Here is a 19,693-nt window from a genome sequence, read left to right as displayed (position 1 = left end):
ATATTCCGATGGAAGCTTTCATCTTCGATGCCGTCCGCTCGCCGCGCGGCAAGGTCCGGCCCGACGGCCCGCTGGCCGGGGTGGAGCCGGCCGGGCTGGTAGCACAGTTGGCCCAGGCGCTGGACGGGCGGGTCGCCGGCGCCGTCGGCAAGGCCGACGCCCTGATCCTGGGCTGTGTGACGCAGACGGGGGCGCAGGGCGGCCATGTTGCCCTCTTGTCAAAGTTCCGGGCCGGCCTGCCCGACGCGGCCACCGCCATCTCGGTCAATAATTTCTGTGTCTCCAGCCTTTCGGCCATCGGCATGGCCGTGGCCCGCGTTGCCCTGGGCAATGACCGCGCCGTGCTGGCCGGGGGTGTGGAACATATGTCGCTGGTCCCCATGATGGGCGACAAGGCCAGCTATTACCGCGACATGACCTATCCCGTGAAAAGCCGGTTCGTGCCCGTGGCGATCGGTGCCGACAGGCTGGCCGCCACCTGGGGCGTGGGGCGGGACCTGCTGGACGCCGCGGCCCTGACATCCCAGTCCAGGGCCGTGGCGGCGGAGGACGATCCGGCTTTGTCGCGTTCCCGCATTCCCGTGCGCGACACGACGGGAGCCGTGATCCTGCAGGTCGATGAATGCATCCGGCCCACCACGCCGGAAAAGCTGGCCGGCCTGGCCCCGGCCTTCGGTGACCTGGCCCGGACCTTCGCCGCCGCCCTGGAGGGGGAGAACGTGGCGCCGGTTCACACCATCGCCCACACCCCGCCCATGTGCGACGGGGCGGCCCTGGCGCTGGTCGGCGCGCGGGATGCCTTCGACGTGGCGCCACGGGCCCGCGTGGTCGCCTTCGCCGAGGCGGGTGGCGATCCGCACGCCTCGCTGACCGCCGGCTTCGCTTCCATGGAAAAGTGCCTGGCGCAAGCCGGCCTGACCCTGGCCGACATGGACCGGATCGAGTTCATGGAGGCGTTCGGTGTGACCGTGGCGCGGTTCCTGCGCGATTATCCCGTCGATGCCGCCAGGGTCAATGTGGCCGGCGGCGCCCTGTCGCGCGGCCATCCGCTGGGGGCCAGCGGCGGTGTCCTGCTGTCATCGCTGCTGGATGCGCTGGAGGCCTGCGATGGCCGGTATGGTCTGGCCGTGGGGGCCGGCGGGTCCGGCGTCGGGGCCGCGATCCTGATCGAACGGGGAGATTTCTGACCATGGCTACGCATTCCCCGAACCCGGCCCTGGAAGCACTGGTCGCCGCCCATGCCGGCACGCTGGCGGATGCCATCAAGGCGGTGGAGACGCGCAACAGTTGGAGCCCGTTTGCCGACAGCCCTTCCACCAAGATCCATGGCGCTGAAAAGCCGGTGGCCGGCAAGGCGGCGTTCGAAGCCCGGCTGGGCCGGCGCTTCGACCTGCAACAGCCGGGCATCGTGGATTGGGTGGGCGCTGAAACCTCCCCCTTCACGCGCCAGCCGCTGGGCATCACCTATCCGCGCAGCGCCCCCGACGCGCTGGTCGCGGCGGCGCAGGGGGCTATGGCGACATGGCGGCATGTCGATCCGGAGGCACGCATCGCCCTCTGCCTGGAAATGGCCCGGCGCCTTTACGACCGCAATTTCGAGATGGCGCATGCGGTCATGCATGTGGCCGGGCAAAGCTATGTCCAGGCCTTCAGCGGCAGCGGCCCGAACGCGCTGGATCGCGGCATCGAGGCGCTGGCCTATGCCGCCAAGGCCATGCGCGACGTGACCCCGAGGGTGCAGTGGCGGCGGCCGTTCGGCCGGGACGATGTACGGCTGGAAAAGCGCTATACCCTGGTGCCGCGCGGCATCGGGCTGGTCATCTGCTGTGCATCCTTCCCGACCTGGAATGCCTATCCGGCCATTTTCGCCAATCTGGCCACGGGCAATGCCGCCATCGTGAAGCCGCACCCCATCGCCATCCTGCCCATGGCCATCGTGGTGGATGTGGCACGCCAGGTTCTGGCCGAATATGGCCAGAACCCCGATCTGGTGACCCTGGCCGTCGATACGCCGGACGCACCGGTGGCCCAGGCCTTCATCGATGATCCGGCCGTCCAGATCATCGATTTCACGGGCAGCCCGCGCTATGGCGCCGTGCTGGAACGGACCATCGTCGGCAAGCTTCTGTTCACGGAAACCGCCGGCCTGAACAGCGTGGTGGTGGAATCCACCGATGATGCGACCGCCACCGTGCGCGCCATTGCCCGGTCGGCCTCGCTTTTCTCCGCCCAGATGTGTACCAGCCCGCAGACGATCTTTATCCCGGCCGGTGGTGTGCGCACGCCGGCCGGCCCGATGGGGGCGATGGACTTCGCCCGGGCCGTCGCGGCGGAGATCGATGCCATCGCCGATGACCCGGCCACGGCCGCGGGCATCATGGGCGCCATCCAGGGAGAGGTCAGCATCAAGGTGATCGAGACGCTGCGGCAGACCCTGCCGCAACAGCCCGGCGTCTCCATCCTGCGTGACGCCCGCCCCTATGCCCATCCCGACCATCCCGATGCCCGCACGATGACCGCGCTGGTGGCGGTCGTGCCCGCGGCGCTGAGCCATATCTATGCGGAGGAACAGTTCGCCCCCGTCCTTTTCATCGTGGAGACGGCGGACGCGGATGAGGCGGTAGGGCTGGCCACATCCCTGGCCAAGGAAAAAGGCACCATCTCCGCCTATCTTTATTCCACCGACGAGGCGTTCGTCGAACGATCGGTCGATGCCTATGCCGCGGCCGGGGCGAACCTGTCCATCAACCTGCACGGGGCGATGTGGATCAACTTCGCGGCCGCCTATAGTGATTATCATGTCACGGGGCTGAACCCCGCCGGCAATGCCTGCCTGGCCGATCTGGCCTTCGTGGCGTCACGGTTCCGGATTGTCCAGCGGCGCTGGCCGGCGGCCGTGGCATGACGGTCCCGGTCCTCATCGCGGGCATCTCCTGCACGCCGCTGGGCAAGCGCCCGGCGCACAGCGTCAAGGATCTCGTGGCCGAAGCCGTCGGTGCAGCATTGCGCGACGCCGGCGCGCGGGCCGACCAGATCGAGGCGGCCTGGTTCTCCAACACCCGGCAGCCGATGCTGGAAGGCCAGAACGCCATTCGGGGGCAGATCGCGCTGCGCCCGCTGGGCCTTTGCGGCATTCCGGTCGTGAATATCGAGAATGCCTGCGCCAGCGGCTCCAGCGCCCTGATCCAGGCCATGACCGCCATCCGGGCCGGCATGGTGGACATCGCCCTGGTGGTGGGGGCGGAGAAGATGGTCTTTCCCGACCGCCCCGATGCGGTTGCCGCCGCGTTTCTGGGCGGCACCGACATCCACGACCTGGAAAATACCAAGGCATATGCCCGCGCGCTTGGTGTCGATGTAGATGACGAGAGCAACGGGCGGCGCAGCATCTTCATGGACCTTTACGCCGCGCAGGCCCGCCTGCATATGCAGCATTTCGGCACGGCGCAGACGGATTTCGCCCGCATTGCCGCCAAGAACCACACCCATGCCCGGCACAACAGGCGTGCCCAGTTCCGCACGCCCATGAGCGTGGAACAGGTGATGGCCGACCGGCTGATCAGCTATCCCTTCACCCGCGCCATGTGCGCCCCGGTCAGCGACGGGGCCGCGGCAGCCGTGGTCTGCTCTCCGGCGGGACTGCGGCGGCTGTCGGGCATGGCCGGGCGGGCGGTGGGCATCAGGGCCAGTGTGCTGCGTTCCGCCACGGTGCGCGCGCCAGCGGCCTTCGACCGGCATATCGGCCGGCTGACGGCGCGGGCCGCCTATGAGGCGGCGGGACTGGGGCCAGCGGATGTCGACCTGGCCGAGGTCCACGACGCCACCGCCTATGCCGAGCTGCAGCAGATCGAGAATCTGGGCCTGGCCGAGCCCGGCACGGTCGGGGAGCGGCTGCGCCGCGGCGATTTCGCGCTGGGCGGCCGCCAGCCGGTCAGCGCATCCGGCGGCCTGCTGGCCAAGGGCCATCCGGTGGGTGCCACCGGCCTGATCCAGCTTCACGACCTGTGCGAGCAGTTGCGCGGCGAGGCGGGAGCGGCACAGGTTGACGGCGCCCGTATCGGCATCGCCGAGAATGGCGGCGGCTTTCTGGGGGGCGAGGAAGGGGCAACAGCGGTTACCATCCTGGAACGTCTTTCAGCATAGCGACAGGCGCCGCAGAGCGCCGAAGGGAGGCAGTCATGATCATCGTCGAGGCCGCACGCATCGCGGAATTCAAGGCCAGGGGCTGGTGGGGCGACACGACGCTCATCGACAAGATGAACGCCCATGCCGATGCCAGGCCGCAGGAAGAGGCGCTTGTCGATCCGCCCAATCTGGCGGAGATCGCCGGCATCACGCCCAGCCGCCTGACCTGGCAGGAAGTGCGTGATGGGGTGGAGAAGCGGGCGGCCCTGCTTTACCGGCACGGGTTCCGCAAGGATGACGTGATCGTCATCCAGCTTGCCAACAGCGTCGATCTGACCCTGGCCCTGCTTGCCTGCTTCCGGCTGGGCGTGATCGCCTCGCCCGCCCCGGCGCAATACCGGCAGAACGAACTGGCCGGCATCGTCCGCCGCACCGGGGCGTCGGGCCTCATCATGGCCGAACGGATCGGCCGGCATGACCATGCAGCCCTGATGGCAGCGGTGCGGGCCTGCTCTCCCGGCTTGCGCCATTGTTTCCTGGTCGGCCCCGGCGGCGGGGATGGGATCAACCTTGCCCAGGCGCTGGCGGCGGTGGTGCCGGCGGATGTGGCCTCCATGCAGGCGGCCGTCGCACAGGATCCGCCCACGGCGGACGATGTCGCCACCATCTGCTGGACATCGGGTACGGAGGCAGACCCCAAGGGCGTGCCGCGCAACCACAATGAATGGATCGTGATGGGGCAGGGGTGCATGGCCTGCGCCAAACTGCGGCCGGGCGATCGCACCCTCAATCCGTTTCCCATGGTGAACATGGCCGGCATTTCCACGGGGCTTTGCACCTGGCTGGAATTCGGCGGCACCCTGGTCCAGCACCATCCGTTCGACCTGCCGGTCTTCCTGTCCCAGATCCGGGAGGAACGCATCAATTATACCGTGGCCCCACCGGCCCTTCTGACCGCATTGCTGTCCAATGACCAGTTGCTGAAAGGCATCGATTTCGGGCTGCTGCGGCGCATGGGGTCCGGTTCGGCGCCCCTGTCGGACTGGATGGTGCGGACCTTCCATGAACGCCACGGGGTGGAGGTCATCAATATCTTCGGCTCCAACGAGGGCGCCTCCTTCGCGGCCTGCCTGGAGGATGTGCCCGACCCCAGGGATCGGGCCATCCATTTCCCGCGGCTGGGCGACCATGGCTTCACCTGGACCTATGCGCTGGCCGACCGTACCTGGACGCGGCTGGTCGATCCCGATACCGGTCACGAGATATCGTCGCCCGGCGTGCCGGGGGAACTGCGCGTGAAGGGGCCGGGGATCTTTTCCGGCTACTGGCAGGCGCCGGAGGTCACGGCCCGGTCTTTCGACGAGCAGGGATGGTTCTGTACGGGCGACCTGTTTGCCATTGCGGGCAACCACAACCAGTATTACCGCTTCGTCGGCCGGCTGAAGGATATCGTGATCCGCGGCGGCATGAATATCTCCGCCGAGGAGATCGAACGCTATCTCATCGAACATCCCGCCGTGCGCGACGTGGCGGTCATCGGCTATCCCGACCACATCCTGGGGGAGAAACTGCTGGCCTGTATCGTGCCGGCCGGCGACGGCCCGACGATGGAGGAACTGAACCGGTTCCTGGTCGAAGAGAAGAAGATCGCCCTGTTCAAGCAGATCGAACGCCTGGAACTGCTCGACGAACTGCCGCGCAACCCGGTGGGCAAGCTTCTCAAACGTGAATTGCGCGCAGTCTTTTCTGAAAATGGTGACGAATGACCGAGCCTCTTTTCTCTTCCCTGCGGGTGCCCGCCATTGCGGCACCCATGTTTCTGGTGTCCGGCCCCGATCTGGTGGTCGCGGCCTGCGAGGCCGGCATCGTCGGCAGTTTCCCCACGCCCAACTGCCGCACCATCGACGACCTCGACCATTGGATGCAGGACATCACAACGCGGCTGGACCGGGCCCGCGCGTCCAGCCCGCGGGCTGTGGGGCCCTGGGCCGCCAATGTCGTGACCCACAGTTCCAATGCACGGCTGGGTGACGAACTGCGTCTGCTGGAAAAATACCGCCCCCCCATCGTGATCACGGCGCTGGGCTCGCCCAAGCCCGTGATGGAGGTGGTGAAGGGCTATGGCGGCCGCGTCTTCGCCGATGTGATCAACATGCGGCTGGCCGGCAAGGCCGTGGAAGCGGGGGTGGACGGGCTGGTCTGCGTGTCGGCCGGGGCCGGAGGGCATACCGGCTATCTGTCACCGTTCGCCTTCGTGTCCGCCGTGCGGTCGATGTTTGACGGCACGATCGTCGTAGGCGGGGGGATCAGCGACGGGGCCGGGATCGCGGGTGCCATCGCGGCCGGGGCTGATCTGGCCTATCTGGGCACGCGCTTCATCGCGACCCGGGAAAGTCTGGCGGCCGATGCGTACAAGCAGATGATCGTTGATCACGGGCCGGACGACCTGATCGTCAGCGATGCCGTCACCGGCACGCCCGCCTCCTGGCTGCGGCCCAGCCTGATCGCCTGCGGTTTCGACCCCGACAACATGCAAAAGCCGGCGGGTGAACGCAATTACACGTCGGGAGCAGGCAGCCAGAAGCGCTGGAAGGATGTCTGGGCGGCCGGACAGGGGCTGCAATCCATCAAGGATGTGCAGCCGGTGGCCGGGATCGTGGATGGGCTGGCGGATCAGTACGAGGCGGCATGCCGCCGGTTCCAGACCTTCGCGCGGGGGCCGGCATGATGGACGGCCCGGGCAATCTGCCGGTCTTTCCGCTGGACCGGTCACAAAGCGGCCTGCAATTGCTGCATCGCTGGATCGAGATGGGGCCGGTGGCCGGCCTGAACGGCACCTTGTGCTCCTATCCGCTGGAAGCCGCATTCGGGCGGGTGCTGTTCGCCTGCCGGCCCGACGACCGGCATGTGAATTTCGTCGGCCTGGTGCATGGCGGGGTGGGGGCGGCGCTGATCGATATTGTCGGCGGTGCGGCCGCCATGTCCTGCTTGAAACCGGGAGAGACATTGCTGACCACGGACCTGAATGTCCGGTTCCTGCGGCCGGTTCACACCGGCCGGGGTGAATTGCTGGCCGAAGGCCGGGTGCTGCACCATGACAACCGGAAGGTCGTGGCCGATGTCTGCGTGCGCCTGGGCACGGAGATCGTGGTCATGGGAACCGCGGGCGTATCGATACGCCCGCCGGCGCCAGGCCTTTGATGCCCGTTCCCGGTGAATAGAACTCTCCGGGAACGGTACGACATGTCGACGCGCAACAGGGAGGGAACCGGAATGGATGATACCGGTGACTGGACGGAATTGCATCGCGGCCGCACCGTGCTGGTCACGGGTGCCGGTGCCGGACTGGGCGCCACGCTCGCCCGGCACTATGCCGGGGCCGGCGCGCGGGTGATGGTCAACAACCGCCACCGCCGCGAGGGGGAACCGTCAGCGGAAAAGGTGGCGCGCAGCCTGCGCGCGGAAGGGTGGGATGCCACCGCCGACCTGCACGCCATCGACGCGCCCGACGCCGCGGCCGGCATCCGCTCCGCGCTGGAGGAACGGTATGGCGGGCTTGACACGCTGGTCCTGAATGCCGGCATCAACGGCACCGCCAGCCGGATCGCCAGCATGGACCCGGCGGCATTCGCCCAGGTCATGGCGGTGAACTTCACGGCGAATGTGGCGCTTGTCCAGGCCCTGCTGCCCCTGCTGGAACGCAGTGCGGCCGGCCGCATCCTGTTCGTCTCGTCCAGCGCGGGACTGCACGGGCTCTACGGCCGGGCGCATTATGCCGCCTCCAAGGGGGCCATGAACGCCTTCGCCCTGACCCTGGCGGCCGAATTGCGGCGCAGGGGCATCGGCGTGAACCTGCTGCTGCCCTATGCCGATACGGCAATGACGGAAGATGTCGGGGCCGCGGTCATGGCGCATTTCGCCGCCGACAAGGTGGCACCCGCGGCACTGTGGCTGACCAGCCCGCAATGTCAGGCGACCGGGGAGATGTGGATTGCCGGCGGCGGACATTTTCGTCGCGCCATGACGGTGGAGACGCAAGGAACCACCGTGCCGGCGTTCGGGCCGCGGGACGGCGGCGCCATCGCGGCGGCGGCGGCCGACCTGGACGGGCTACGCCCGTTCACCGATGGGGAGGCCGCCTTCCGTGACGTGCTGGCCGCCATCGACCGGGGATAGGGCGGCCGCGGCCGTCCCGATCCTCCTCAGGCGAACAGCGCGCGCAGGCGTTTCTTGTCGATCTTGCCGACGCTGGTCTTGGGCAGGTCATCGACGATCCGGAACCGGTCCAGCCGGGCAAAGCGGGTGATGACCCCCGTGGCGATGGCCTGCTCGATGGGGGCGTTCAGGTCGGCAAGGTCCGGACTGGCGCCCGCATCCGGCACGATCACGGCCAATGGCCGTTCCCCCCATTTTTCGTCCGGCACGGCGACGACGCTGGCCTGGGCCACGCCGCGGGCCGTTGCGACCAGTTCTTCCAGATGGATGGAATCGATCCATTCACCGCCCGTCTTGATGACATCCTTCAACCGGTCGCGAATGCGGATGCGGCCATCGGCATCGATCGTGGCGATATCCTGGGTATGCATCCAGCCGCCATGCCACAGGTCGGCGGAGGCCTGGTCGTTGCCGACGTAGCACGGGGTCAGCCAGGGGGCCCGCAGCACCAGCTCACCACGTGCCACGCCGTCATGTGGCAGGTCGCGCATGTCCGCATCCACGATCCGCGCATGGACCAGCGGCACCGGCACACCGGCCGCCGTCAGCGCCTCCACGGCCCGTTCCTCCTGCTCCTCTCCGTCCGGCGCCGGGCGGGCCATTGCGATCATGGGGGCGGTTTCCGACATGCCGTAACCGGCGACCACCACCATGCCGCGCCGGCGGCCCTCGACGCACAGGGCCCGCGTCAGGGCCGATCCGCCGATCACCATCTTCCAGCCCGAAAGGTCGGCGCCGGTGCGGGCGGCCGCATCCAGCACCATCTGCAATATGGTGGGCACGCAATGCGAATAGCTGACGCGATGCTCCTGACGCAGGCGGCAGATCATCTCCGGCTCATACCGGCCGGGATAGACCTGCTTCAGCCCCAGCATGGTGGCGACATAGGGTGCCCCCCAGGCATGGACATGGAACATCGGCGTCAGCGGCATATAGACATCGCCATAGCCGAACAGGGGTGCCACGGGGGAGGCGCCGAACGGTCCCGATGCCGCCAGCGTGTGCAGCACCAGTTGCCGGTGGCTGAAGCACACGGCCTTGGGGTCCCCCGTCGTACCGCTTGTGTAGAAGCTGGTGGCGATGGCGTTCTCGTCGAAATCGGCGAAGGGAAAGCCGGGGTCGGCGGCGGCAGACAGCGCCTCATATTCGCCGGTCGCCCAAGCGGGCAGGGGGCTTTCCTCCCCATCCAGGATCGCCACCACCGCCTTCACATCCGGCAGGGACGGCAGGATGGCCTCCACCAGGGGGAAGAAATCCCGATGGACCAGCAGCACCTCAGCCCCGGCATGGGCGAGCGTGTAGGCCACCTGCGCCGCCGGCAGGCGGATATTCACGGTCAGCAGCACCGCTCCCATCATCGGCACCGCGAAATAGGCCTCCAGATAGCGGTGGCTGTCCCAGTCCATGACGGCCACGGTGGCGCCAGCCTCCACGCCCAGCCCCGCCAGGAAGGAAGCCTGCCGCCCCACCCGCCCGACAAGATCGGCATAGGTCAGGCGCACCTTGTCGCGATAGACGATTTCCCGCGATGCGGCGGTCAGCAGCACATTGGCCAGCAGATGGCGTATGGTCAGCGGATACCGGTAGGCCTCGGCTGTCGGTGGCGCAAAGCGCAGGGGCATCTTCCTCTCCTGGTCGACGGCGGGGGAGGCTGTATCGAGTAGCAACCGCGGGACGGAAGCACCAATTCACAGAACGTATCATTCCATGCGGGCTGCCCATGGGACACCGCCGATCATGCCGCCCATGTATCCAACGATTTGATGAAAGCATTAGCGCGCCGGGGCGGCGGGACCTATCTCCAGTCCACGGTCGGTGCCCCCGAGGCCCCGACCGGGAGGAGCAAAGAGAGCGAGGGCCGACAAGGTCCGCAGGAGCCATCCCGGCACAGGCGGAGCCCCCGGAGAACGGGGGTGGGTCCCGGCCGCCGGCGGTCTGCCGGCCGGCGCCGTCAACCAAGGAGAGAGACCGATGACACACCCGACGCGCGTCAGCCCCGTCGATCACAGAAACCTATCGCCGCGGCAGACCGTGGTCAGTGCCAAGATGGGGAAATTCGGCACGCCGGATGCCTCCAACCTGATGCGGACGATGCTGAATTATCCGGAATTCGCGCGTTCGATCGGTCGCCTTTCCACCCGTGTGACGCTGACCACCAGCCTGCCGTCCCGGCTTTACCAACTGGCCTGCATGCGCACCGTCTGGCTGTGCGACAGCGAATATCTGTGGGCGCGGCATCGGGATGAATGCCTGGCGCTGGGCATCACCGAAGATGAACTTCACCAGGTGGCGCTGGGACCGGTCACCGGCACGCTGCAGGGGCTGGACCGGCTGATCATCGAAGCGGTCGATGAGATGCACTACACCCATTACCTGTGGGACGGGAAATGGACGGGCTTTGACCGGTTCGGCCCCAACGCCGTCATGGATGTCATGTCGACCTACGGCTTCTATGTCACCATGGCAGCGTTCTGCAACAGTACGGGTGTCGCGCTGGAAGATGGCTTTGCCGGCTGGTCCCCCGCGCTGCTGTCATTGAAGGCCGCAGACCAGACCGGCCACAAGCCCCCACAGCCGGGCACACCGCTGCCCGGGCGGGTGACGGAGGCCGATTACGCCGCCCTGACGCCAGAACAGCAGGAACAGGCCAACCGCATGGGCCGCCGCGGCCTGCCTTCGACATCGAAGCTGCAGAAATGCATGATCAACTATGTCGATTTCCTGAAGGCCATCGCGCCTTTCGGCAAGCGCGCCATCGATGATACATCGCTGCCGCCCCGGGTCTGGCAACTGGCGTGCATGCGCACCGTCTGGCTGTGCGACAGCGAATATCTCTGGTCGCAGCACCGCAAGGCCTGCCTGAAGCTGGGCGTCACGGACGAGGATCTGCTGGGTGTGGCAGAGGGGCCGCGGAGCACCCGGCTCAACGGCTTCGACCGGGTGGTGGTGGCGGCCATCGACGAGCTTTATTACCAGAACCGGCTGTCCGACGCGCATTGGGGACAGTTCGACCAGTTCGGACCGGAGGGGGTGACGGACCTGATGCTGGTCTATGGGCTGTACATCATCCAATCCTGCGTCGCCCGCAATTTCGGCACGACGCTGGAGCCGAACTCCCTGGGCTACCTGCCCGAACTGGAACCGCTGCGGGCCGGCCAGCAACGCTGACCACTCGCCATCCCGGTTGCCACCCCGGCTGTGGCGGTGGCGGCCGGGATGGCGATACCGGCGACAGGGTGCGACGGCAAGGGGCGCGGCGGTTCGGAAGACCGGGCCGCGCCTTTCTGCGCTGCCTTTATCCCGTGCTGCGGCCGGTCATCCTGACCGCCCCGGCGGCCCGCAAGGTGGCGATATCGGGGAAGCCGTCCACCGCCATCAGCAGATCCGCCTCCGCCAGCAGGGAGCGCAGGACGTGCACCACGCCGGCGGTTCCATCCAATGCCAGGCCATAGAGATAAGGGCGGCCCACGCCTACGGCCGTGGCGCCCAGGGCCAGGGCCTTGGCCACGTCCGTACCCGACCGGATGCCGCTGTCGAACAGGACGGGCACGGGACCGGCGGCCTCGACGATGCCCGGCAGCAGGTCGATGGCTGCGATGCCGCCATTGGCCTGCCGCCCGCCATGATTGGAACAATAGATACCGTCCGCCCCCTCATCGATGGCGCGCCGCGCATCATCGGGATGGCAGATGCCCTTCAGGATGATCGGCAGTCTGGTCAGGGACCGCAGCCAGGGCATATCCGCCCAGGTCAGCACCTTCCCGAAGGTGCCGGCCCAGGTCTTCACGACGGCCGGAACATGGCCCGCCGCCTCGGCGCCCAGCATGGTGCGGAAGCGCGGGTCGGACGTGTAGTTGGACAGGACATGGCCGCGCAGTTGCGGGAAATTCGCGTCATTGAGGTCGCGTGGCCGCCAGCCCGTGACCCAGGTGTCCAGCGTGACGATGATGGCCTTGTATCCGGCCGCTTCCGCCCGCCGGACCAGGCTTTCAGCCAGTTCCCGGTCCTTGGGCGTGTAAAGCTGGAAGAAGCCGGGCGTGCCGCCCATGACGGCGGCCACATCCTCCAGCGGGTCGTTCGTCAGGGTGGAAACGGTCAACGGCACCCCCGTGGCCGCCGCCGCCCGCGCGGCCTGCAGGTCGCCATGGCCGTCCTGCGCGCACAGCGCCGTGACACCGACCGGCGCCATGAACAGCGGGCTGGGCAGCCTCATCCCGAACAGGTCGACGGACAGGTCACGGGTCGTGCAATCGACCATCATGCGCGGCACGATGCCCCATTCCCGGAAGGCATCCACATTCCGGCGCTGGGTATGTTCATCGCCGCAGCCACCCTGGACATATTTCAGGATGGCGGGGGGCAGCGCCGCCGCCGCCCGCCTTTCCAGGGTTGCGAAATCCACGGGCAGCCGGGGTGTGACACCGCTCAGGCCCGCGAAATAGATATCAAGCTGATAATCTCCGAATTGAGGCATGCCTTGCTTCCCTGATGGGGTTGCGCAATGGAGTACGCCAGCGACCCCTGGGGGCGCTGGCGTCCTTTCTTCCGGATGTCGCGCCGGCGGCAAGGCCGGCGCCTTGGTCAGTAGCTCCAGCGCACGGTGGCGCCATAGGTCGTGGGAGGATTGTAGGCGGCGAACATCACCCCGCCGAACACCGCCTGGTAGGTGGCCGTCTTCTCATTCGTCAGGTTCTTGCCCCAGAGTGAGACGGACCAGTTGCCATCCGGTGTCGTATAGATCATCCGTGCATCGATGAAATGCGTTGGTTCCCGGATGGCCGGTGGCTTGTTGTTGTGATCGTCGTAGATCCGGCTTTCATAGGTATAGTCCGCGGCCAGTTCCAGCGTGGCCCCGGACTCTAGATCATGCGTATAGGACGGCGTCAGGGTCACTTTGTGGTCAGGCACGCGGGTCAGGCGGTTGCCGGCATAATCCACGTTCGCCCCATTCTCCACGGTGATGAACTTGGTGTAGCGGGTATGGGTGTAGGCATAGCTTCCAGCCAGGGCGAAACCGTTGCCCATCCGCCAGGTCAGCTCGGATTCCAGCCCGTAGATCTCTGCCGATGCATTGTCGGCGCGATAGCCGAAGCCCGTCAGCATGCGGGTCTGCAGGTCCGTATAGCGTGTGAAATAGACCGAATTGTTCCAGATCAGGCGCCGATCCAGAAAGGTCCCGCGCTGTCCGATTTCAAAGTTGGTGGCATATTCCGGGTTGATGCCGGCGCGGACATCGGCGGAATCGGTGGGTGTGTCCTGATATCCGCCGCTCTTGAAGCCGCGGGCCACGGATGCATAGAGCATGATGTCGGACGTGGGGTGCCAATCCGCACCGGCCCGCCAGGTAAAAGCCCCCCAACTGTTACGGGCCGCCGCCTCGTAGAAGCCGGACGGATCGCCATCCTCATCCGGGTCGCCGACCGTGAAGAAGGTGCCGGGATCGTTCGTCTCACCCCTGCCGGACAACCGCTTCTTGTCCCAAGTGTAGCGCGCGCCGCCGAAGATATTGATGGTGTCGGTCACCGGTACCGTGACGTCGGCATAGATCGCCTTGCTGTCGGTCGTGGCGTCCTGCACGACATAGTCGGACACGGCGACGTCACCGGCAACGCGCAGGTCGGTCGTGGAATCGCGGAACGTGTCGGCCTTGTAGGCATAGAGACCGACGACCCAGCGCAGGTCGCTTTCCGGCAGCGAACGCAACTGAACCTCGTGGCTGGAAAACTCCGTCCGCTCGCTGTTGCCGCCATCGATATCGAAAGTCGGGCGGCCGGGCAACGGGTCCGCCCCGTCGAAATCGTAAAAGCTCTCATAGTCGAGTTCGCGGTAAGAACCCAGATAGCTGATGCTGGCGAAGGCCAGGTCCTTCTCGATCTTGCCGCGCACGCCCCAGGTGTCACGGTCCTGGATGCCGTTGAACGTGGCTGCGTTCTCTCCCCGCTTCGTGCCCGGTGCCAGCAGGCCGGACAACCCGCCATCGCCCAGGTCGATCACGGGGCGGTTGCCGGGTCCATGGGCCCGGTCGCGTGCGTAATCGGCCTTCACGTCCAGACGCAGCGTGTCGGACGGTTCCAGGTAAATCTGGGCACGGCCGTACTTCGCGTTCTGATCGTCCAGATCGCCGTCCTTCACGCCGTTCACCACACGATCCACATAGCCGTCATGGCGGTGCAGCGTGCCGGTGACGCGGATGGCGCCCTTGCCGTCCGCGATGGGCGCATTGACGAAACCTGCGAGATCGACCCGGTCGTAATTGCCGTAGGTGCCCTCGGCACCGGCGTCGAAACCGCGCGGATCGGCCGGGTTGGTGACCGTGCTGACCGCGCCGCCGGCCACGTTGCGCCCGAACAGGGTGCCCTGCGGCCCCTTCAGCACCTCCACCCGCTGCACATCATAGGTTTCGAAGATGATCGCGGCGGGACGGCCGTAATAGATCTCGTCGATGAAGATGGCGGTGCTGGGGTCGCCGCCGGCACCACGCGCGGACGAGCCGATGCCCCGGACCGACAGGCGCGGTTCGCTGGCCGGATAGGTATCGAAGCCGAAGCCCGGCGTGCGCGCCACGATATCCTGCACCGACTGGATGCGTGCATCGCGGATGAAATCGCCGCCCAGCACCGTCACGGTGACGGGCACATCCTGCTTGTTTTCCGCCCGGCGCTGCGCCGTGACGATGATTTCCGACAGCACATCACCGGCCTGCCTGCCGCCGGCATCCTGTGCGGCCGCCGGCATGGCGACGCAGGAAAGGGCGAGAACGGAGGCGCCGAGAAGCCGGCGGCTCCTTATCCCTTCGCGTGACATGATTTTTCCTCCCCATGTTATTTTGAATGAACGGGTAGGGCATGACCCGGAACATCCCCGGCCGGGGATCATGCCTTCCTCTGTTTGCGGCGGGGACGACCGTGTCCGGCCCCGACTTTCTCCGGCTTTTGCAGCCGTATTCTGTGATCACCGGGCCGGCCGACAGCGTTGTGGTCTGTCAGTGCGTTCCAGGAACGTTGGGCAATCAGCGGTGCCCGCGCATAACGAAATAGTTGCCGGCGAATTCTTTCTCCAATCGAAAAACCGACTGTAACAATTCGGCCGGAGTATAGGGCGGCTGCTGGATTGTCCAGGCGCATGGGAACAATTCGGCCGCCCCGCCACCAGGCGTGCGCGGGCGCTGGATACGGCCGGGATTGCCTGAAGGTTCTTAAAGGACCTTGCCGCGGTTCAGCAGGCCCTTCGGGTCCAGTGCCGTCTTCAGCCGCCGCATCATCGCCAGTTCCTCCAGCGAGCGCGACAGGGGCAGCCATTCGCGCTTGTCCAGCCCGATGCAATGTTCGGCGGAAACGGACCCGCCCAGCACGGCCAGCGGACCATAGACCAGGATCTCCGCATTGTGCTTCGCCTTCGCGTTCCAGGGGCGTGGGGCGACAAGCAGATGCAGGTTGTTGTCACCGATATGGCCGTATACGACCATCATCGCGTCCTTCCCGCACAAATCGGGAAGGGAGCGGCACAGACCATCGACATATTCCTGCATCTTCGTAATGGGCAGGCTGACATCAAGGGAGATGCCCGGCATCAGCATCTTGATCTGGCCTTCCACATCCTCCCGGATGGCCCATATGGCGTTGCGCTGCGCCTTGGATGCAGCGATCACCGCGTCGCGGGCCAGCCCCTGCTCCAGCGCCTCGCCCAGCATCCCGGCGAACAGGGCCTCGTCGCGCTCCGGGTCGGTGCCGGCACTCTCCACGATCACATAGAAATCATGGCCCGTGGGCAGCGGCGGCCGGTGACGGCCGCTCTGGATCGCGATCAGGTCGTAATAGCTGCTCCACATCACCTCAAACGATTTCAGGCCGCCGTCCAGCCGCCGCCCGGCCAGCGCGAAAAAGCCGGTCAGCGCGTCGAACCCATCGATGGCCAGGATCGCCGTCGCCTCGCTGGACGGTGCGGGATGCAGGCGCAGCACGGCGCGCGTGACCAGTCCCAGCGTCCCCTCGCTGCCGATGAACAGATGCTTCAGGTCATAGCCCGCATTGTTCTTCAACAGGGCGTTCATGGATGACAGGATGGTGCCGTCGGCCAGCACCGCTTCCAGCCCCAGGACATTGTCACGGGTCATGCCATAGCGGATCACCGTATTGCCACCGGCATTGGTGGCGATGTTGCCGCCAATGGTGCAGGAACCGCGGGCCCCCAGATCGACGCCGTAGATCAGCCCATGTTCCGCCGCTGCGTCGTGAACGGCTTCCAGCGGGACGCCGGCCTGGACCACCATGGTCCGGCCGACGGGGTCGATGGCCTCGATCGTCCGCATGCGTTCAAAGGAGACCAGCAGTTCTTCATCCGTCGCCGACGCACCACGGACCAGCCCCGTCAGCCCGCCTGCGGGGACGACGGGCTGGCCGGCGGCGTGGCAAAGCTTCATGACGGCAGCCAGTTCGGCCGTGGTCCGGGGCCGCACCACGGCCCTGGCCCGGCACGGCGTTGATCCCGTCCAATCTGCCGGGCGGCGCGCGACATCCGCGCCCGTGACCAGACCGACATCGCCGACTATTGCCCGTATCTGTTCCAGAAGGGTCATTTCAGCACCTCATACCACATCGCGGTGATCGGAACCGATCACCGGCCTTGAATGCCCGGGCCACCATCCGTTGGCCCCGGGCGTGCGCCGCACAGGCGGCATGGCATTGGTCACCGCCTTACCAAACCCCGGTTTCTCAACCGGGAACTGGCATCAGGGATTTGCCGGGGCCTGCCGGACCCCGTCAGAGCAGTGCCTCGATCAGGCGGGGCCCGCCCGTCGCCAAGGAATGCGCCAGCGCCTCGCGGAATGCGCCGGTGGTGGCGACGCGGGTCGCGGGGACGCCCAGGCTTTCGGACAGTTGCGCCCAGTTGATCGCCGGCCGCGTCAGGTCCAGCATCGACAGCGCCTTGGGTCCCGGATCGCGTACGCCGACGCGCGCCAGCTCGATGTTCAGGATGGCATAAGAACCGTTGTTCAGGATGATGGTGACGATATCCAGCCCTTCCCGCGCCATGGTCCACAGCGCCTGGTTGGTATACATGCCGGACCCGTCGGCCTGCAGCGCAATGACTTTCCGGTCCGGACAGGCCACGGCGGCCCCCACCGCCACGGGCAGTCCCTGACCGATGGAGCCGCCCGTCAAGGACAGCCACTCATGGGGCCGGGCGCCCACCGTCATGGCCTGCAGTGCAACGCCGGCCGTCACCGCCTCGTCGGAGATGATGGCATTTTCCGGGATCAGGCCGGCCAGGATCGCCGCCAGACTGGCCGGCGTCAGCGGGCCCTCTTCAAGGGGCGGATGCTCGCCCGGCGGCTGGACCAGGGCCGGATCAGCCGGTGCGTCCAGGGCCGTCGCCAGATCCGCCAGGGCCGCATGCACATCCTCCGCCGGCCCGGCCAGACGGATCAATTGTGCCTGTGGGGGAGAAAGCCAACCCGGCTTGCCGGGATAGGCGAAGAAGGAAACCGGTGGTTCTGCGCCACAGAACAGAATGGTGTCGAACTGCCGGAGGAAAGCCTCCGCCTGTTCTCCGAAATAGGGCAGCTTTTCCACCGCCACGCGGCCGGCGCCGCGCGCCTGGCGGGCGGGAAAGGTTTCACAGACCAGCCGGGCACCGGTGGCCGCGGCGATGCGACCGGCCTGTACCAGCGTATCCTCCCGCAGGGCCCGCCCGCCCAGGAACAAGCAACAGGGGCCAGATGTCGCGCGCAGGGCATCGGCCGCCTGCCCGATCACCGGCCGCGGGCTGCGCGGCGGCACGGGCAGGGCAGGGGGGCCGGCCGGGGCCGCCCCGTCGGTCCAGGCATGGTCGGCCGGCACGATCACCGTGGCGATCCGGCCCGGATAGGTCATGGCAGCGGCATAGGCCTCCGCCCCGGCCTGGGCCAGATCGCGGGCGGACCGCGACAGGCGCAGCCAGTCGGACATGGGCCGCGCCACCGCGGCCGTGTCCGATGTCAGCGGCGCGTCATGGTGCAGGTGGTCGGTCGCATGTTCGCCCACCAGGTTGAGGACGGGCGTGCGCGCCCGGCGGGCATTGTGCAGGTTGGCCAGCCCGTTGCCGATGCCGGGTCCCAGATGCAGCAGGGTCGCCGCCGGCTTGTCCGCCATGCGGCCATAGCCATCGGCGGCGCCGGTGACCACGCCTTCGAACAGGCACAGGATGGCCCGCATCCCGTCCTGGCGGTCGATGGCCGCGACAAGCTGCATCTCCGATGTGCCGGGATTGGCGAAGCAGACCTCCACCCCGCACCCCGTCAATGTGTCGATAATGGCGTGTGCGCCGTTCATCCGCAGGCTCCCGGCGCCAGGCGGGTCGCGGCATCATCGCCCCAAACCTGCGCATTCATGGTCTTGAAGCGTTCGTAATCGCCCGGTTTGCCGAAAAGCCGGATGACCTCCGCGTCGCTCAGTTCGCGGCCCGTACAGGTGTCGGCCGTGCGCATGCCCAGCAGGATCGCCGCCTCCACATAGCTGTCGGGCGGCGACACCCGATGCTCACGGGTCTTCAGCACTGCCGGGTCGCGGCTGGCCAGCCAGCCGGGGGTGCGGATGGCCGCCACGGGACGCAGGGCGTTCACGGCGATGCCGTTCTGCCGTTGCTCTGCCGCGAAGCCCAGGGTCATGCCGACCACGGCGCGCTTGGTCAGGCCGTAATGGCTGGCCTTCTGCGCCGCGACGGAAGAAACGGTGATGATGTTGCCGCCGCCCTGCGCATTCATGGCGGGCAATACCGCCCGGATGGCATGGAACACACCATCCACATTGACCCGGAACTGCCGGTCCCAGTCGGCCATGTCGATGGTGGACAAGGTCCCCGGCGCGAAATAGGCCGCATTGGTCATCAGCAGGTCGATGCGTCCAACCCGGTCCAGGACGGTGCCGACCATCCCCGTGATGGATGCCGGGTCGCCGACATCGCAGGAAACCGCAAAGGCGTTGCCGCCCGCCTGTCGGATCATTTCCACGGTTCCGGGACCCGCCTCCTGCGATGAACGGGCCGCCACGATCACGGTGGCCCCCTCCGCCGCGTAGCCCAGGGCGCAATATTGGCCGAGGCCCCGGCTGGCGCCGGTGATGACCGCGACTTTTCCGGCCAGTCTTTCCGCCATCTTTCCTCCCTTATCGTCTGTCGTGATTATGTGCCGGTCATAACTGGCACCGGCCGGCATCAATGACCGATCGCGTCTGCGATGGCCTTGCCGCAGGTTACGGTATCCGCCGGCCCGCCCAGGTCGCGGGTGCGCAGATGCGGCTGGGCAAGGACGGTTTCGATGGCCCTTACGATGGCCGCCCCGGCCTGGTATTCGCCCAGATGGTCGAGCATCAGGGCG

At 67.0% G+C, this 19,693-nt stretch carries 14 protein-coding genes; 8 read left to right on the top strand and 6 right to left on the bottom strand.

The window, feature by feature from the left end; genetic code table 11:
* The first annotated feature begins 8 nt into the window (after nucleotides 1-8).
* The 7 genes from ACM9LZ_RS11350 to ACM9LZ_RS11320 all read left to right on the top strand — a co-directional run bounded on the left by ACM9LZ_RS11350 (nucleotide 9) and on the right by ACM9LZ_RS11320 (nucleotide 8,301).
* Nucleotides 9-1,187, top strand: coding sequence for an acetyl-CoA C-acyltransferase (locus ACM9LZ_RS11350; RefSeq protein ID WP_416619576.1), 1,179 nt, complete (start codon nucleotides 9-11; stop codon nucleotides 1,185-1,187).
* 2 nt (nucleotides 1,188-1,189) lie between these two features.
* Nucleotides 1,190-2,905, top strand: coding sequence for a phenylacetic acid degradation protein PaaN (gene paaN, locus ACM9LZ_RS11345; RefSeq protein ID WP_416619575.1), 1,716 nt, complete (start codon nucleotides 1,190-1,192; stop codon nucleotides 2,903-2,905).
* Nucleotides 2,902-4,143, top strand: coding sequence for a thiolase family protein (locus ACM9LZ_RS11340; protein ID WP_416619574.1), 1,242 nt, complete (start codon nucleotides 2,902-2,904; stop codon nucleotides 4,141-4,143). Before paaN ends, ACM9LZ_RS11340 begins: the two co-directional genes overlap by 4 nt.
* Before the next feature lie 35 nt (nucleotides 4,144-4,178).
* Nucleotides 4,179-5,891 carry a class I adenylate-forming enzyme family protein gene (locus ACM9LZ_RS11335; protein WP_416619573.1) on the top strand — a complete coding sequence of 571 codons (1,713 nt, stop codon included), beginning with the start codon at nucleotides 4,179-4,181 and terminating at the stop codon, nucleotides 5,889-5,891.
* Nucleotides 5,888-6,853, top strand: coding sequence for an NAD(P)H-dependent flavin oxidoreductase (locus ACM9LZ_RS11330; RefSeq protein WP_416619572.1), 966 nt, complete (start codon nucleotides 5,888-5,890; stop codon nucleotides 6,851-6,853). Before ACM9LZ_RS11335 ends, ACM9LZ_RS11330 begins: the two co-directional genes overlap by 4 nt.
* On the top strand, nucleotides 6,850-7,326 hold the full coding sequence (locus ACM9LZ_RS11325; protein ID WP_416619571.1) for a PaaI family thioesterase: 477 nt from the start codon (nucleotides 6,850-6,852) through the stop codon (nucleotides 7,324-7,326). Before ACM9LZ_RS11330 ends, ACM9LZ_RS11325 begins: the two co-directional genes overlap by 4 nt.
* Before the next feature lie 72 nt (nucleotides 7,327-7,398).
* Nucleotides 7,399-8,301 carry an SDR family NAD(P)-dependent oxidoreductase gene (locus tag ACM9LZ_RS11320; RefSeq protein ID WP_416619570.1) on the top strand — a complete coding sequence of 301 codons (903 nt, stop codon included), beginning with the start codon at nucleotides 7,399-7,401 and terminating at the stop codon, nucleotides 8,299-8,301.
* 26 nt (nucleotides 8,302-8,327) lie between these two features.
* Here ACM9LZ_RS11320 and ACM9LZ_RS11315 read toward each other — a convergent pair whose 3' ends face one another.
* Nucleotides 8,328-9,962 carry a fatty acid--CoA ligase gene (locus ACM9LZ_RS11315; protein WP_416619569.1) on the bottom strand — a complete coding sequence of 545 codons (1,635 nt, stop codon included), beginning with the start codon at nucleotides 9,960-9,962 and terminating at the stop codon, nucleotides 8,328-8,330.
* A 349-nt stretch (nucleotides 9,963-10,311) separates the two neighbouring features.
* Here ACM9LZ_RS11315 and ACM9LZ_RS11310 point away from each other — a divergent pair, with 349 nt between their 5' ends.
* Nucleotides 10,312-11,508 carry a carboxymuconolactone decarboxylase family protein gene (locus ACM9LZ_RS11310; protein WP_416619568.1) on the top strand — a complete coding sequence of 399 codons (1,197 nt, stop codon included), beginning with the start codon at nucleotides 10,312-10,314 and terminating at the stop codon, nucleotides 11,506-11,508.
* A gap of 127 nt (nucleotides 11,509-11,635) precedes the next feature.
* Here ACM9LZ_RS11310 and ACM9LZ_RS11305 read toward each other — a convergent pair whose 3' ends face one another.
* From ACM9LZ_RS11305 to ACM9LZ_RS11285, 5 genes are all read right to left on the bottom strand, one after another.
* Nucleotides 11,636-12,814 (bottom strand): alpha-hydroxy-acid oxidizing protein, encoded by a 1,179-nt coding sequence (locus tag ACM9LZ_RS11305; protein ID WP_416619567.1) that lies wholly within the window; start codon nucleotides 12,812-12,814, stop codon nucleotides 11,636-11,638.
* A gap of 107 nt (nucleotides 12,815-12,921) precedes the next feature.
* Nucleotides 12,922-15,144 (bottom strand): TonB-dependent receptor, encoded by a 2,223-nt coding sequence (locus tag ACM9LZ_RS11300; RefSeq protein ID WP_416619566.1) that lies wholly within the window; start codon nucleotides 15,142-15,144, stop codon nucleotides 12,922-12,924.
* Nucleotides 15,145-15,535: 391 nt separating this feature from the next.
* On the bottom strand, nucleotides 15,536-16,915 hold the full coding sequence (locus ACM9LZ_RS11295) for an FAD-binding oxidoreductase (protein WP_416619565.1): 1,380 nt from the start codon (nucleotides 16,913-16,915) through the stop codon (nucleotides 15,536-15,538).
* Between the two features lie 184 nt (nucleotides 16,916-17,099).
* Nucleotides 17,100-18,650, bottom strand: coding sequence for an acetolactate synthase large subunit (locus ACM9LZ_RS11290; protein WP_416619564.1), 1,551 nt, complete (start codon nucleotides 18,648-18,650; stop codon nucleotides 17,100-17,102).
* Nucleotides 18,647-19,471 (bottom strand): SDR family NAD(P)-dependent oxidoreductase, encoded by an 825-nt coding sequence (locus ACM9LZ_RS11285; RefSeq protein WP_416619563.1) that lies wholly within the window; start codon nucleotides 19,469-19,471, stop codon nucleotides 18,647-18,649. The genes ACM9LZ_RS11290 and ACM9LZ_RS11285 overlap by 4 nt, the downstream gene beginning before the upstream one ends.
* Nucleotides 19,472-19,693 lie beyond the last annotated feature (222 nt).

The organism is Niveispirillum fermenti, assembly GCF_048066175.1.
GTDB lineage: Bacteria > Pseudomonadota > Alphaproteobacteria > Azospirillales > Azospirillaceae > Niveispirillum > Niveispirillum fermenti.
This window is presented reverse-complemented; position numbering and strand designations above follow the sequence as displayed.